18 protein-coding genes are annotated in these 15,519 nt (G+C 47.1%); 15 read left to right on the top strand and 3 right to left on the bottom strand.

The window, feature by feature from the left end; translation table 11 throughout:
- Window positions 1–3: 3 nt before the first annotated feature.
- The 11 genes from Q9R23_RS12375 (at window position 4) to Q9R23_RS12325 (ending at window position 8,016) form a co-directional block, all read left to right on the top strand.
- On the top strand, window positions 4–858 hold the full coding sequence (locus Q9R23_RS12375) for a PPK2 family polyphosphate kinase (protein WP_311247157.1): 855 nt from the start codon (window positions 4–6) through the stop codon (window positions 856–858).
- A 190-nt stretch (window positions 859–1,048) separates the two neighbouring features.
- Window positions 1,049–1,474, top strand: coding sequence for a DMT family transporter (locus tag Q9R23_RS12370; protein WP_238238429.1), 426 nt, complete (start codon window positions 1,049–1,051; stop codon window positions 1,472–1,474).
- Between the two features lie 12 nt (window positions 1,475–1,486).
- Window positions 1,487–2,149: a Crp/Fnr family transcriptional regulator gene (locus Q9R23_RS12365; RefSeq protein WP_311247156.1), complete on the top strand. Its 663-nt coding sequence runs from the start codon at window positions 1,487–1,489 to the stop codon at window positions 2,147–2,149.
- A gap of 12 nt (window positions 2,150–2,161) precedes the next feature.
- Complete coding sequence (locus Q9R23_RS12360) at window positions 2,162–2,632, top strand: DMT family transporter (RefSeq protein ID WP_311247155.1); 471 nt, start codon at window positions 2,162–2,164, stop codon at window positions 2,630–2,632.
- A 2-nt stretch (window positions 2,633–2,634) separates the two neighbouring features.
- Entirely contained in the window at window positions 2,635–3,336 is a 702-nt protein-coding gene (locus Q9R23_RS12355; RefSeq protein WP_311247154.1) for a YjjG family noncanonical pyrimidine nucleotidase, read from the top strand.
- Window positions 3,337–3,443: 107 nt separating this feature from the next.
- Window positions 3,444–3,881, top strand: coding sequence for a GNAT family N-acetyltransferase (locus tag Q9R23_RS12350; RefSeq protein WP_396136371.1), 438 nt, complete (start codon window positions 3,444–3,446; stop codon window positions 3,879–3,881).
- A gap of 104 nt (window positions 3,882–3,985) precedes the next feature.
- Window positions 3,986–4,528, top strand: a complete 543-nt coding sequence (locus Q9R23_RS12345; RefSeq protein WP_311247152.1) for a sigma-70 family RNA polymerase sigma factor — start codon at window positions 3,986–3,988, stop codon at window positions 4,526–4,528.
- Window positions 4,503–5,858, top strand: coding sequence for a DUF4179 domain-containing protein (locus tag Q9R23_RS12340; RefSeq protein WP_311247151.1), 1,356 nt, complete (start codon window positions 4,503–4,505; stop codon window positions 5,856–5,858). Before Q9R23_RS12345 ends, Q9R23_RS12340 begins: the two co-directional genes overlap by 26 nt.
- A gap of 65 nt (window positions 5,859–5,923) precedes the next feature.
- On the top strand, window positions 5,924–6,406 hold the full coding sequence (locus Q9R23_RS12335; RefSeq protein ID WP_311247150.1) for a GNAT family N-acetyltransferase: 483 nt from the start codon (window positions 5,924–5,926) through the stop codon (window positions 6,404–6,406).
- 99 nt (window positions 6,407–6,505) lie between these two features.
- Complete coding sequence (locus Q9R23_RS12330) at window positions 6,506–7,573, top strand: YcjF family protein (protein ID WP_311247149.1); 1,068 nt, start codon at window positions 6,506–6,508, stop codon at window positions 7,571–7,573.
- A 71-nt stretch (window positions 7,574–7,644) separates the two neighbouring features.
- Window positions 7,645–8,016 (top strand): redoxin domain-containing protein, encoded by a 372-nt coding sequence (locus Q9R23_RS12325; RefSeq protein ID WP_311247172.1) that lies wholly within the window; start codon window positions 7,645–7,647, stop codon window positions 8,014–8,016.
- Between the two features lie 60 nt (window positions 8,017–8,076).
- On the opposite strand, the gene Q9R23_RS12320 is transcribed toward Q9R23_RS12325, so the two are convergent.
- Entirely contained in the window at window positions 8,077–9,195 is a 1,119-nt protein-coding gene (locus tag Q9R23_RS12320) for a glycosyltransferase family 4 protein (protein ID WP_311247148.1), read from the bottom strand.
- 193 nt (window positions 9,196–9,388) lie between these two features.
- On the opposite strand from Q9R23_RS12320, the gene ypfJ reads away from it, so the two are divergent.
- Window positions 9,389–10,231, top strand: a complete 843-nt coding sequence (gene ypfJ, locus Q9R23_RS12315; protein ID WP_035411561.1) for a KPN_02809 family neutral zinc metallopeptidase — start codon at window positions 9,389–9,391, stop codon at window positions 10,229–10,231.
- A gap of 83 nt (window positions 10,232–10,314) precedes the next feature.
- Window positions 10,315–10,482, top strand: a complete 168-nt coding sequence (locus Q9R23_RS12310; RefSeq protein ID WP_311247147.1) for a hypothetical protein — start codon at window positions 10,315–10,317, stop codon at window positions 10,480–10,482.
- Window positions 10,483–10,753: 271 nt separating this feature from the next.
- On the opposite strand, the gene Q9R23_RS12305 is transcribed toward Q9R23_RS12310, so the two are convergent.
- On the bottom strand, window positions 10,754–11,122 hold the full coding sequence (locus Q9R23_RS12305; RefSeq protein ID WP_311247146.1) for a nuclear transport factor 2 family protein: 369 nt from the start codon (window positions 11,120–11,122) through the stop codon (window positions 10,754–10,756).
- A gap of 22 nt (window positions 11,123–11,144) precedes the next feature.
- A complete protein-coding gene (locus tag Q9R23_RS12300; protein WP_029343142.1) occupies window positions 11,145–11,627 on the bottom strand; it encodes an Rrf2 family transcriptional regulator in 483 nt (160 codons plus the stop codon).
- 208 nt (window positions 11,628–11,835) lie between these two features.
- On the opposite strand from Q9R23_RS12300, the gene cydD reads away from it, so the two are divergent.
- Window positions 11,836–13,566, top strand: a complete 1,731-nt coding sequence (cydD, locus tag Q9R23_RS12295; RefSeq protein WP_311247145.1) for a thiol reductant ABC exporter subunit CydD — start codon at window positions 11,836–11,838, stop codon at window positions 13,564–13,566.
- Entirely contained in the window at window positions 13,563–15,272 is a 1,710-nt protein-coding gene (gene cydC / locus Q9R23_RS12290) for a thiol reductant ABC exporter subunit CydC (protein WP_311247144.1), read from the top strand. The genes cydD and cydC overlap by 4 nt, the downstream gene beginning before the upstream one ends.
- Window positions 15,273–15,519: the final 247 nt, after the last annotated feature.

The following is a 15,519-nucleotide window of genomic DNA, read 5'->3' as shown; positions in this document are numbered from 1 at the left end:
ACCATGAAACTGTCATCCTATCGTGTTAAGGAAGGCGAGCAAGTCTCGTTTTCGAATTACCCGGCATCAGAAGAACATAAAATTTCGGAAGCAGAATTGCGAGAGAAACGGATTCCAAAAAGTGTTGAGACGTTAAAAGAGTTACATTGGCGTTTGCATGCCGAAGAGAAAAATGGCGTCCTCGTCATCCTGCAAGCGATTGATGCAGCAGGGAAGGATGAGGCGATCAGCTATATCTTTTCTAACTTGAACGCACAAGGACTCCGAACGATTTCCGTCAAAAAACCGTCGGATACGGAGCAAAAACATGACTACCTATGGCGAATCCACGAAGGACTACCGGAAAAAGGGGAAGTCGGCATCTTAAATCGCTCCTATTATGAGGAAGTCATTGCACCACGAATCCATGATTTGCTCGAGGAGGAAGAAAAGCCGGATGACGGAGATGTGTGGCAGATGCGCTACCGTCAAATCAATGACTTTGAACGCTATCTCGTCGAGAACGGCTTCCGGGTCGTCAAATTTTTGTTCCATGTCTCAAAAGAGGAGCAACGGCAACGGCTGTTGACTCGTCTGAAGGATCCAACGAAAAATTTCGAATTCTCGTTTAATGACATTGAGGAACGCAAGCACTGGGACGAATACCATGAGATTTTCGCTGAGCTTGTCTCAGCGACATCGACATCGTATGCACCGTGGTACATCTTACCGGCAGATGACGAATGGTATTCTCGCTATATCGTCACCGAAGTCATGAATGACGTCCTGAAGGAAATTGATCCGCAATATCCGAAGTTGTCGGAAGAGGATCAGGAACAACTAGATGAGGCGATTAAACGATTGGAAGAAGAAGCATAAATCATTTACACCAAAAGCGATTGTTCTCTTGCTGAGAACAATCGCTTTTTTGATACACTTGGAGTTGTATGAAATTCTATTTACTCATCATGATTTTTAAACTTCTGAACATCTCAGGACAAATGTCCTGTTCAAATCAGAAAGACTCTCGTTAAATGAGAGTATCATGGAACGAGAAAGGAGTATGTACATGCGTGGTGTCTTATTTGCGATTGCTGGTGGCTTTTTCTTAACGCTTCAAAGTGTCGCCAATGCCCGGATTAGTCAAACAATCGGGACGTGGCAAGCGGCGACGATCACCCAAATGACCGGGTTCATCGTTGCGATCCTCTTAGCGATCGTCTTACGGGATCGGAGTTTTTCAGCGATGCGACGTGTCAAACCGCTCTATCTAGCTGGCGGTGCCTTTGCGGCAATCATTTTATTTAGCAACATGACAGCGGTCCACCGGATGGGTGTGACCTTGACGATTTCGCTCTTTTTACTGGCGCAATTGGCGCTTGCGTTATGGATTGATGGTAGAGGCTGGTTTGGTGTCATGAAGCGGCGACTGCGCGGACCACAAATCATCGGTATCGTGATGATGATCGCGGGGATCTTCATCTTAAAAAGCTAAGGGGGAGAAAGCGTGACGGACATTACGACCTATTTGGAACGCTATCAGTTAGGGCATGTCTTTGATGAATCATTACGAAAGGCGATGTACATCCAGATGTTCGCACCGGGTGAGACCTTGTGTCGGCAAGGTGATGTTTCGCATGAACTCTACCTGCTCGTCGAAGGGAAATTGAAGATCACGCATATGTCGGCAACGGGGAAACGCCTCGTATTGTCCTTTAAGCATCCGTTTGATCTCGTCGGTGATATTGAGTTCGTCCGGAAGATCGATTTGATGAATACGGTCGAGGCGGTGACACCAGTGACCGTCTTGCGGATTGCTTATCCGGATTTAGAAGAGGCACGTGTACATCATTCTGCCTTTCTATTATTTTTACTCGAGACGATCACGAAAAAGTTTGAATTGAAATCGCATACGCTCAGTTTCAATCTGCTGTACCCGGTCGAAGTCCGGCTAGCCAGTTATTTACTGTCGATGACACCAAATACGGATGCCTTTGCGAGTAAGGAACTCGTCGATGCGGCAGATTTGATTGGGACGAGCTACCGTCATGTCAATCGTGTCTTACGCCAGTTCGTCGACGACGGATTGATTCGCCGAACGCAGCATACGATTGAAATCATTGATCGGGACGGGTTGATGGAGCGCGTCGGAGAAAGCATTTACGAATGAAAGAGGTGCAACATGGTTACGGGAATCATCCTTGCCCTTTGTGGGGGCATGCTCGTTTGTATTCAAAATACGTTTAACGCAAAAGTCAAAGAACATGTCGGCGCTTGGGCGACGACGACGTTAGTCCTTGGACTCGGGTTCCTCGCTTCACTGACGATTGGTTTGATCGTCGAAGGGTCACAACTGTTTACACTCGAACAGGCGCAAACTTGGTTTTGGTTCAGTGGGATCATCGGTGTCGGTGTCGTCCTCTGTGTGACGCAAGGGGTTCAACAACTCGGACCAAGTCGAGCGATTTCGATCGTCATGGTGTCACAAATTCTGTTTGCCTTACTGTGGGATACGCTCGGTTGGTTCGGGTTACAAGCCGTTCCGTTTACGTGGACAAAAGCACTCGGTGTGTTGCTGATTGGTGGGGGCGTACTGTTATTTCAACTGGGCGGGAAAACAACAACTGTACAACAAGTACGTAAAGGAGCTTGAGCATGTTTTATAAAACAGTATTATTCGATATTGACCATACACTACTTGATTTTGAAGCGACGGAACGGATTGCCTTTCGACGTCTGCTTGAGCAACAAGATCTAACGTGGACGACTGAGCGAGAAGCGCGCTACAAGGAAATCAATCACGCGCTCTGGAGAGCACTCGAACGGGGTGAAGTGACACGTGAGGAAGTCATTCACTCGCGATTCGAGACGTTCTTTGCGGAAGAAGGACGAGAAGTCAACGGACGAGAAGTTGACGAAACGTATCGCGGATACCTCGCGCAAGGGACGGAATTGATTCCGGGTGCGACTGCCCTGTTAGAGCAACTAGAAGGGAACGTCGAGATGTATGTTGTCACGAACGGGATTTCAAAGACGCAACGCGCGCGACTTGATGGCGCCGGATTAACGCACTTCTTTAAAGCGATTTTCGTTTCAGAGGAGACAGGTTTCCAAAAGCCGATGGCAGGGTTCTTCAATCATGTGTTTGCGCGGATTCCGCAATTCGATCCGACTCGAACAATCATCGTCGGTGATTCCTTATCGGCTGATATTGCAGGTGGGAACGAAGCCGGTATCGCAACGTGTTGGTTTAATCCAGAAGGAAAGCCGGCAACGGATATCAAGCCCACGTTTACGATTACCTCTTTAGCCGAACTACCTGCAGTGCTTGAAAACGCAACAGTCCTTCAACAATGAATCAAATCAGTCGATAGGAAAGAGAAGGAAAGGGGGCGATCACTGTGCAACGATGCGATCAACAGACGCTGGAGGCAACTCCCGTCTAATCAAAAGGGGAAATGAACATGATTCAACTTGTACCGGTAACAGCAGAAAATTGGGAAGCTTGTTGTGAGCTGACGCTGACAGCAGAACAGCAGGACTTTATGGAAGCGAATGTCTATTCGATCGCGCAAGCGAAGTTCGAACCAAGCCTTGTCCTTCGGGCGATTATGATGGACGATACGGTTGTTGGTTTTGTGATGTACAACACGGAACTAGAAGAACTCGACGGCTACTGGATCTATCGCATCATGATTGATCAGGCGCAGCAAGGGAACGGTATCGGGCGATTAGCGATGCAAGTCGTGATTGAAGAGATGCGAATGTTACCCGCAGCAAAACGAATCGTCGTCGGTTACCGACCAGACAATCAGGCGGCACACCGTCTGTATGCGAGTCTTGGCTTCATCGATTACGGGGATCGATTCGGTCGAGAAATGGCAGTACGATTAGATATCTGAAAGTGCGAAAAGACTCTAAAAATTTCAAGAGTCTTTTTCTTTTGGATATTTTTTGAAACTTTTCACGCCTCGTCATGCTCTAATAAGTAAAGGGAGGGAACATGATGGATTTACGAAACGAGCACACGAAACTTGTCCGCCGTGCGATGAAGTACGATGAAACGGCGTTCGAGCAATTGGTGCTTCTACATAGCGAACAATTATACAGAACGGCGTATCTATACGTGAAAAATGAACACGATGCTTTAGACGTCGTGCAAGAGACAGTCTACAAAGCATTCATCTCAATCGAACAAGTAAAAGAACCAAAGCATTTCGTGACGTGGATCACGAAAATCTTGATTCGCAATTGTTATCGAGTGCTGGAAAAACAACAGCCAACAGACGATATTGTGCTTCATATTCCGGTACAGGAAGACCAATCCCGAGAGGAATATCTCGATCTCGTACATGCTTTATCACATCTCCGAAAAGAATACCGGGACGTCTTAGTTCTCTTCTATTTTCATGATATCCCAATGAAAGAGATTGCAAGCTTCATCGGGATCACCCTTAATACGGTCAAGACGTATTTAAAACGAGGACGCGAAGAGTTAAAAGTACAGTTAGGAGGAGTAGACTATGGAACAGCACGATCTACAAAATGACTATGAAAAAATTCCCGTACCGACGAAGGCCTTACAAGATCGAATTCGTCAAGGAATTACGCAAGGCGTAGCGAAACGACAACACGTACGTCCTCGCCGGAAACAATACGTAGCTATTGCCGGTCTTGTAGCGTCGTTGTTCGTAACGACATTCATCGTCCCACCGTTTGCTTCCGCGATGTCGCATGTTCCGTTGATTGGTGGACTTTATCGCCCCTTTACAGAACAGGGGACAGTCGGAACTGAAATCGAGAAGAAACAGCTCGCAACGACAATTGATCAGACGGTAACCGATCAAGGAATTACGATCAAAGTCGTCGATGCTTACTATGATGGTACGACGATCGGAATGAATCTGACGGCAACCGGTGTACCAGACGTTAACGAAACAAAACGAGCTGGTTTTTATGAAATATTTAAAGGTGATAAACGATTTGAAGGTACCGAAAATCAAGAATTAGCACACTTTAAACAGGACGATCAGGTGTGGAAAGCACAAATCGAATATGATGTCAGTTTACAGAAATTGAACGATTCGATGCAGGTGCCACTTGTGATTTCAGAAATGTTCGGTCTAGAGGGAAATTGGCAATTTGATGTTCCGGTCAAACGACTGAAAGCCATTGAGAAGACATTTAATACGACGGTGAAGAATCCTGATTATGCGGTCGATGTCACGTTGAAACAGATGACGAAAGGTCAGGCAAGTACGACGTTTGATTATACAGCGGTCTATCCGAAGTCATATGATTATCGAATCACATTCACATTGTTTGATGATAGCGGAAAAGAAGTCATTCACAATTGGTCAGAAAGTACAGCCTTAGTAACCCATGCGAATACGTCGTCCGAGCGAACAGATACATCACGACTCAGTCTAGGCAACTATGTAATTCCGAGCGGAGCATACACATTGCATCCTCAATTGAGCATTACACCTAAGACAACGTTTATTCCGTTGACGACATCTTTACCTTACGCGGAGCAGAATCCGACGCATCCGTTAAAAATGACGACACAAAAGATTAAGATTACAGACTCTCAAGTAATCGTCGATTTCCAAACGAATGCAGATGAATCATTATCAGTTATGAAGTCGGACGCAGCGAATAATATGTTCTTAATTCAAGGAAACGAACCAGCTGATGGTCGTGAAATCGAACCACATATCACGGTACGCGATGCGAAACAAAAGCAATTCCGTGCCATATTTACATTAACGTCGTCACAAATGGCAGCAATCGATGACTTTTATCTACAAACTGGCTATTCAAATACCGTGACGAATACCCCAATTGATTTGAAGCCGATCCCGTTCACTGTCGACTAAACAGGAGACTCCTTATACGCTGTCGAACTAGAGTCAGCATGTGAGCAGTAAAGGAGTCTGATGAGATGAAAGTACGTCAAATGACAGCGGACGATTACGAAGAAGTCGTTCGAATCTACGAACAAGGGATAAAGACGGAGAACGCGACGTTTCGTACAGAAGCGTTACCGTATGAAGAATGGACGAGACACCACCACGAACAAAGTCGACTCGTTGCAATCGAAGGTGATCAACTGCTCGGCTGGGTCGCGTTAAGTCCGTTTTCTTCGATTCCAGCATATGCTGGTGTCGCGGAAATTAGCCTCTATATCGCGGAAGAAGCACGTGGCAAAGGTGTCGGTACACGTTTGATGGAAGACGTCATTGCAACAAGTGAAGCAGCCGGAATCTGGACCTTGCAATCGCAAGTCTTCCCGGAAAATCAAGCGAGTCTTCGTCTTCATGAACGATTCAGTTTTCGAGAAGTCGGACGTCGTGAACGAATTGATCGGCTCGGTGGCAGATGGCGCGACACGGTGTTGCTTGAGCGACGAAGCACATATCTTTAAAAGCAGGCAAGTGGACATCGTGTTCACTTGCCTGTTTGTGTTGAAATCAAGCAATAACGGGAAAAGAGAGGAAGCAGAAAAGAGGAGGAGGGAATCACGATGGATGATTTTTTTGGTGAAGGACTTGAGACCAATCAACAAAAGCGAAAACGTAAACTGGAGGAAATTTTTGATCAGTCGTTTGAATCGGAGCGACGAGATTTTAATCAATCGTTAGAGCAGGATGTGACAGTCGCTCTAATCGGAGACGTCAACGCAGGAAAATCCTCAACGTTAAACGCGATTCTTGGACGAGAAGTGGCAACGGTCGGAGCACGCCCAGGTGAAACGGTCCGCATCGATCAAGTAAGGCAACATCCGGAAGATAAAGTCATCTTCGTCGATACACCGGGACTAAATGATGCCAATACACAAAACTCGGAAGCGACATGGACGTATTATCAAAGTGCCGATGTCATCCTCTATTTTTTAAATGCGGCAGGTACTGTCTTATCTGAGACAGAGACGAAAAATTTCCGGAAAATCTATCAACATAACCAAAATGTCTTGATCGTTGTCACGAAGATGGATGCGACGGATGATGTCGACACGATCGTCCGCCATATTGCAGAAAAACTACCAGGACCAAAAATCATTCCCGTATCAGCACGAGAAGGAACGAATATTGATCGGCTCCGCCGGGAGGTCCTCGATATCTTAAAAAAGTTCGACAAGGATAATGTGTTCGTTCGCCAGATGGATCCGACCGTTCGCGGAAAGATCGCGAACAACTGGATCGTTGGTGCCGGAACAGCTGCTGGTGCGATCGGTGCTGTCCCGTTTCCAGGAGCTGACATCATTCCGTTGACTTCAATTCAAATCGGCTTGATGCTCAAGTTATCAAATCTGTATGAACGGCAGTTATCCAAGGAGAGTGCCAAAGAGTTGCTTGTCGTAACGATCGTCGGAAACTCCGGGAAAACGGCTTTTCGACAAATAGCGAAACTGGTTCCTGGATATGGTGCCGTCATTGCAGCGGGAGTCGCTTCGACCGCCACCCTTGCACTTGGATATGGAACGAAGTATGTCTATGAGAATAAGCTCGAACTAACGCCAGAACAACTAATGGGATTCGTCAAACGATTCCGAAAGAAGGCGGAGGAGTCTTCAGAAGAGACAAACGAGTAATCTCTTTGCTATTCCATACAGCAATGAAGGGGGAGGACATATGACACGACTACTCGAAGAAATCAAACAGTATCAATCGAATCCGCGCTCAGGGAGCGACTGTTATTGCAATTAGTCCGGAGACACCTGATTTTGCTGAGCGAACGGCAAACAAGAATGAGTTAAGTTTCCCTGTCTTAAGTGACGTTGATTTATATGTATCCCGTCAATTGGACCTCGTGTTTAACTTACCGGATTATCTAATTGAGATTTACAAAGCATCAGGACTCGACGTTGCGAAGCACAACGGAAATGAGGATTGGCAGTTACCGAAACCGGCGACGTTTATCATTGATACGAATGGTGTAATTCGTTTCGCAGAAGTACCGTCCGATTATACGAAACGTGTTGATCCAGAACACATCCTCCAAAACCTCGAACAGAATAAAAAGTATGAAGATTAACTTAAACGGTCTGGCTTCTCTCTAATTGTTGGGAGAAGTCAGACCGTTTGAAGTTTCCCTTTATTTTGTGTCAAGAAGTACTCGTCTCAGCCATTCTTGAAATTTGAGATCAGTCTGTTGCCAATCCATTGCCCGTGCAAAATGATGAGCGGAGATGCGAATGGCTTCGTACTCCTCTGGATCTCGGAAACAAGCTCGCATTTCGGCAGCGAGTGCACCAGGTGTTTTGTTTTTAGCCATGTAGCCTGTCATGCCGTACTGAACGGCGTCTCGGACACCAGGAGCATCATATACGATGGATGGTGTTCCGACTGCCGCCGCTTCAATTATAGGAAAACCTACGCCTTCACGTATGGAAGGGAAAAGGAGAGCGGTGGCACGACTCATCATGCGACGCGTTTCTGTTTCAGTGACTGAATCGTAATATGTGATAGCATCCTTCACTTCTTTAGGAAGGGGAAGTGTAAGGTATTGCAAAAGATGAGAGCTGTTACGGATACCAATCAGCCAGAGGCGTGTCTCAGGAAACTCACGTTGAACCATGAGGAATGCCCCAATCGCATCTTGAAGTTCTTTTTCGTTCAGACGGTTGATATATAGAAAGGTTGGAACATGTTCTTTTAACTCCCATTCCTGTTCAGACCATGGGGAAAAAGAAAGTCCTGGCGGTAACATCGTGATATGACTGTTAGTAAAACCAGCACTTTGCAGTTCCTCTACAACAGAGGGGCTGACAGTCAAGGCGTGACTATCTTTATACCAGCCTAACCGTCGAGTCTCTGTCCATTCGCCAAGCTTTGAAAAAGGAAACACAAGCGTCGTCGACCAACGTTCACGAATCAATTGATAAAGAAATAAAGTTCGTTTATGACGTGGAACATAAAGTGGTGTGAAGAAATGAAACCCATTCAAATGATCCAGAACTAAATCAATCGTTTTAGCATATGACCAGTAATAATAAAGTGCATATGGAATAAGAGAAGCTGTCGTACCGTAACGGAGGTAAGTGATACCATCTCGATACTCCGTAGGTGATCCGCCCTTAAATGAGACGGACAAATGGGTGACTCGATAGGTAGTACTGACACGCCGCAACATTTCATGAATAAAAGTTTCAGCTTCTCCAGCTTTGGGATGCCGAGCATCACGCCAAGATAAAAAAAGTAGATGAGGTTTCATGTCGTACCTCCTTTGCGTAGAAAAATTGGATCCGAAAGATTGGTTCTTCTACGTAATCTTCTCTACAGTAGAAGAATATTCCTAGAAAATCCTTCAAATCAAATGACTTCTGTTTCATCTATGATGTGCTGAAGCGTTACGTATAAAAGCTTTTGGGTAAAGAACAATAACGAAACGGGTAGGAGGAACGCGTATGAAATGGAAGGGAAGAGAACGGAGTTCAAACGTCGAGGACCGGCGAGGGATGGGTGGGAAAGGAATCGCCGGTATCGGCGGTGGTGTCGGGATCATCCTGCTGATCGTCATCACTTTGATGGGTGGGAATCCAACTGAACTACTCGGAGACTTAACCGGTGGGGATCAGCAAAATACGACGTATGAAGAAACGGCACAGGAAAAAGAAGCAGCGGACTTCGTTTCCGTTGTCTTAGCCGATACGGAACGGGTCTGGACGAAAGAATTCAAAGAAGATGGTAAGACATATAAAAAACCGAAGCTCGTCTTATATACGGATCAAGTCAGTTCGGCTTGCGGACAAGCAGGGAAGTCCGTCGGTCCCTTTTACTGTCCTGGTGATCAGAAATTATACATTGATTTAAGTTTTTATGATGAACTACAAACGAAATACGGGGCACCGGGCGATTTTGCGATGGCATATGTCATTGCGCATGAAGTAGGGCATCATGTGCAGACGTTACTTGGAAAATCGGATGAGATCATGCCACTTCGAAAGCAAATGAGTGAGGAGAAGTTCAACAAGTACCTCGTTCGATTCGAGCTACAGGCAGATTATTATGCCGGCGTCTGGGCGCATCACGCGCAAGGCGAAAACTTGCTCGAAGAAGGCGATCTCGAAGAAGCGTTGACGGCAGCGAATGCTGTAGGGGATGATACGTTACAAGAAAAAGGTCAAGGATATGTCGTGCCGGAAAGCTTTACCCACGGTACATCTGCGCAACGAGAGCGTTGGTTCCAAAAAGGTTTTGATAACGGGACGATTGAAGGTGGAGATACATTCAAAGCGAAAAATCTGTGAGGCGGATCAACGATACTCTTTTTGAAACATCTTCCAGCTATTTCCGTAGATAAAGATGAGAGATTCAAAGAGGAGTGTCGAAGTTGAAACAGATTAGTTTGTTTTTATTGCTCTATACGGCTGTCGTTGTATTGACGTATATCGTGTCACGATTTGCGCCAGATTTACTGCTCTACATGGTCTATTTCGCCATTGCGTCATTACTTGTCATCACGGGCTATTTGTTGAAACGACTCGTACTGAAGCGCTAAATACCAAAAGAGGCTGACTTAAAAAAGAATGACGCGTCTTTTCACGCCCTTTCCTCAGGCGAGACACAAGCCAGTTTTCCTGCTTTGTTGAAGCAGGAAAGCGGGTCTTGTTCGTCTCTGACAGCGCATAAATGCGCTTGTTCCTGTAGGAGTGGCGTGTGACGCGTCATTCTTTTTGTTACGAGATAAGGATAGCAGTTTATTATTCTGCCACCCTTATCTTTGTAGAGACTGACTTTGGAGTCAGCCTCTTCGTTATTTAAAAGCCATCTTATGAACGGAACATCGTCGGATCATCTGGAACGTTTTCCAGGTAAGCGATCCGTCCGTTTTCATCGAGACGTGCGATATCTTTTCCGTCTTGCGTGAAGACACTACCGTCTGCCCGTTTTCCGCAAACTGCCCAGCGTGTTTCATATGTTCCGGGTGTTGTTTCTTCCCAGCCGGCATACATGTGCTTAATGTCTTGATTCGTTGTAAACACATGACGGACGAATTGTTTCCAGGCGTCGATGCCGTGCTTTGGTTGTCCGTTCAGGACGAACGTGATGTCTGTCGTGAATAAGGAAACGAGATCCTCAAAAGCTTGTTCATCTGTGCGTGACGCGTCGAATAAGTCGAAATAACGATTCAATACCATAGTAAAAACCTCTTTCTGTTCATTAAAGTGTCATCATCCGGTCTGTGATTAACGCATGCAACCGTTCTAAATGTTCTGGTGGACAGGAGGCGTCAATTGCTTGACGGATCGAGCCGATTGATTCGCGCTTCAACGTCGATTGCCAAGCATCTTCTGCCTCTGTCATCAGATTCGAGAGCAGACCGATCTCCTGTTCCTGAATCCCCATCAAATCCTCAAAGACACCGCTTGACGCATACAACGTCTGCTTGCCCTCGATTGCTTGATAAACGTCAAAGATTTGAATTTCGTCTGCTGGACGCCGTAAGCGAAAGCCGCCTTTGACACCCGGTACGGAATACAACAGATCCGCCTGGACGAGTTTTCGTAAGAGCTTTTGGAAATAAGTCGGCGAGGCACCGAGTTGCTGGCTGATGAATTCACCGGGCAACACAGCGCGATCTGGAAGGAAGGTCAAAAGCAACATCGCATAGACGGATTGCTCGACCCCGGTTTTCATTTGCATAGAAAGACTCCTTTCTTTAAACGTGGATAATATCTATCCATAATAGTTTCATTCGAAAGGATTGTCGAGTTTTATGCTCTCACAAAACCGTCACACCTTTTCGACAGCATCTGCATGGCATCCCCGTTCCAGATTCGATATACTAAATGTACGATATGTGAAAATATTCACTAAAAGTCGTTCACACTTCGTGAAAGGACGTTTGTATATGAATCCATTAAAAGGAATCGTCCAGATTCCACGTAGTATTCTCATTCAATTCATCATCGCGGCTTTCCTGATGGGGGTCGCGGTCGTCGGTCAGTCATACGGCATCGTGTTGACGGTCGATCGCATTTTCCTAAAAGAACAACCGTTTGAAGCCGTCATTCCTTTACTGCTCGTCGTTCTCGGGATGCTGTTGCTCCGAGTCGCCGTGACGTATTGGAACGGTCGTCTTGGTACGACGTTATCGGCACACATGAAGCAGGCGCTTCGGGAAGCACTCGTTGCGAAATATACGAGTCGCTCAGTCGAGATGATGCTACAAGGGCAAGCGGGACAGAAGGTCAGTGTCTTGCTCGATGCAGTAGACGAGATGGACAGCTACTATAGTCAATATTTGCCGAAAGTCGTCCAGACGACAATCGTTCCATTGATGGTCTTGATTGCGGCATTCAGCTATGACTGGATCACGGGTCTTGTCATGATGATCACGGCGCCGTTCATTCCGTTGTTTTACATCATCATCGGCATCATGACGCAAAAGCGGGCCGATGCTCAACTCGAGAAGATGACGGCATTCTCAGGAACGTTCCTCGATACGTTACAAGGACTGATAACCTTGAAGTTATTCGGTCGCGCGAAACGACAGCGTGACGTCATCGAAAAAAGCAGTCTCGATTTCCGAGATGCGACATTAACGGTCTTGAAGCTCGCCTTCTTGTCGTCATTGATGCTTGAGTTCATCTCGATGCTCAGCATGGGAATGATTGCACTTGAAGTCAGTCTGCGTTTGATTCTGTTTCAAAGCATCACCTTTATCCCAGCGTTCTTGATGCTCGTGTTGGCACCAGAATACTATCTTGCCTTAAAAGAGATGGGGGCTGCTTTCCACACGGGACGCGGTAGTGTGGCAGCAGCGAAACAGATCGCAGCCGAACTGACGGCAGATGATCGTCCTGTTGCATACGGTCAATCGGAACTCACGACCAATCGTCCACCACGAATCGTCTTGGATGAAGTCGGCTTTACGTACCAAGAAGGACGTTTTGCCTTACAAGATATCGGGCTTACGATTGAGCCGTATCAAAAGGTAGCGTTGATTGGTCGCAGTGGTGCCGGTAAATCGACCGTCTTGCAGTTGATTGCCGGACTCGCGGATCCACAAGAAGGACGGATTCTACTCGACGGAACCGAGCGCGGTCAGGTGGAGGAAACAAGCTGGTTCCGTCAGTTGAGCTACATTTCTCAACATCCATATCTGTATGCCGGAACACTGGCAGAAAACATCGCGATTGGTGAGCTTCGTCAAGCGACGCCGGAAGAGATTTTCGAAGCGGCGCAGGCGGCAGGGCTCGAGGAGTTGATTGCGACGTTGCCTGAAGGGATTGACACGGTGATCGGAGAAGGTGGACGCGGTCTATCGGGTGGCGAAAAACAGCGTGTTGCGTTAGCACGAGCGTTCTTGAAACGCCCGAACGTCGTCGTCTTTGATGAACCGACGACTGGACTTGATGTCAAAACGGAGCGACTGCTCCAACAAGCGATTGAGCAACTCGGACAATCGGCAACCGTCATCACTGTTGCGCACCGTTTGCATACGATTGAACGATCGGATCAAATCGTCGTTCTCGACGGCGGACGAATCGTCGATCGCGGCACTCACGATGAACTGCTTGGACGCGATTCGGAATATGCGCGGATGCGTAGCGTCCAGAGAGGGGAGGAAACACGATGAAGGAATTATTAGGAGTCTTTCGGTTGATGGTGCATCAAAAACGCGATATCGTCTGGTCGATCTTCTTCGGTGTCCTCGCCGGTGTGACAGCGGTCGGTTTATTCGCAGCAAGTGGGTACCTGATTTCAAAGGCAGCCTTGTTGCCACCGATCCAGACACTCGCTGTCTTGATCGCCCTGCAAAAAGTGTCGAGTCTGACGCGCGCCGTCAGTCGGTATGCGGAACGTTACTATTCGCACCGGGCGACGTTTACGATCCTTAGTGACTTGCGAACGTCATTTTACCGTCGTCTCGAGCCGCTTGCGCCAGGGATTTTTGGTAAGTACCGCAGTGGGGATTTACTTGCGCGGATCGTCGGGGATGTCGAGAGTCTGCAAAATACGTTCTTACGTGTCCTCTATCCGCCGATCGTGTTACTGCTCGTTTTCTTCTGTACGATCTTTTTCGTCAGTTTCTTCTCATGGACGATTGCCGGGATTCTGTTGCTTGGTTTAATTTTGACCGGTTTCTTGATTCCGGGATGGTTCGCGTACCGTGAACAACGCTTCGCCCGTTCAGTCCGTGTCCGACGTGGTGACTTGTCGACAGAAGTGACAGAGTTATTCCAAGGCTATCGTGATTTGAAGATTTACCAACAGCTCGACCAAAAGGAACAGGACTTGAATGCCGTCGCGAAACGGTATGTCGAGGAAGAGAAACGTAATGGTTTACACGCTGTCTCGAACCTGGCCTTGAATACGATGGTGACGTTGATCATCTCTTGGCTTGTCCTCGGTGTGGGTGCCTATCTCGTCGCAAGCGGACAACTCGAGGGAGTTTTCCTCGCTTTACTCGTCATGACATCGCTGACCGTCTTTGAAAATGCGGCACCGATGGCGATCTTACCCGGCTTTTTTGAAGACAGCCGGCATGCTGCGAAACGACTTGATGAAGTCGTGACCGAGCAAGAGGAGCCGACGTACGCTCCGTTCGTCCTCGATCAGGTACCGTCCTTTGAAACGAATGCGCTGACGTTTACGTTTCCTGATGCACCCCGTCCAGTCTTACGTGACGTCACTGTTTCGATTCCGGCTGGTAAGAAGACGGCAATCGTCGGAGCGAGTGGTTCCGGGAAATCAACGTTACTTCAATTGATGTTACGGATGTATCCGACGGACGGATTAACGATTGCTGGACAGGACAGTCAGACGGTTGATCCGGAAGGACTCTGGCAGCACGCGAATGTCGTCTTGCAACAAAATCACTACTTTTATGGAACACTTCGTGATAATCTACTTCTCGCAAACGAAGCAGCGACGGACGAAGCAATGCGACAAGCACTCGATGATGTCGGATTAACGACATTCGAGTTGAGTGATCGTGTGTTTGAAAAAGGAGAGAACTTATCCGGAGGAGAAAAACAGCGGCTAGCGATTGCCCGCGTACTCTTGCGAGAAGCATCACTTTACTTGCTTGACGAACCGACGTCATCCGTTGATGCTTTGACGGAACAGATGATTCTCAAGCGACTGTTTGCGCGAGCAACGGATGCGACACTTGTCCTCGTCAGCCACCGCTTAGCGGGTCTTGAAGCGATGGATCAAATCATCGTCATGGATCAAGGACAAGTCATCGAAGTCGGAACGTATGCCGAATTGATGACACGACAAGGGGCGTTTTATGAGTTAAAACAAGTCGAACAGTCGGTGTTTGCTCCGATTGGCTAATAAGTAGTAAAAGATAGAGGGTAATCAACAAATGTTTGACGAACAGAAGGTCGTTTTCCGAATGAAAAATCGGAAAGCGACCTTTTTTGTTAAATAGGAGAAGAAGCAGATTCATCCTCGACTCCTACAGGAAAAGAAAGCAACAAAGTAGCTTTCGTCAGGGATAGATAAGACCCGGCAGATCGCAAGAAATGCGAGTTGTCGCGGCTTATCTCCCGCCTGTGGAAAGAGAGGATGATATACGCGG

It is taken from the genome of Exiguobacterium sp. BRG2 (assembly GCF_031844245.1).
In the GTDB taxonomy this organism is placed as follows: domain Bacteria; phylum Bacillota; class Bacilli; order Exiguobacteriales; family Exiguobacteriaceae; genus Exiguobacterium_A.
Note: the sequence above shows the minus strand (reverse complement) of the source record. Positions and strands in the feature narration are given on the sequence as shown.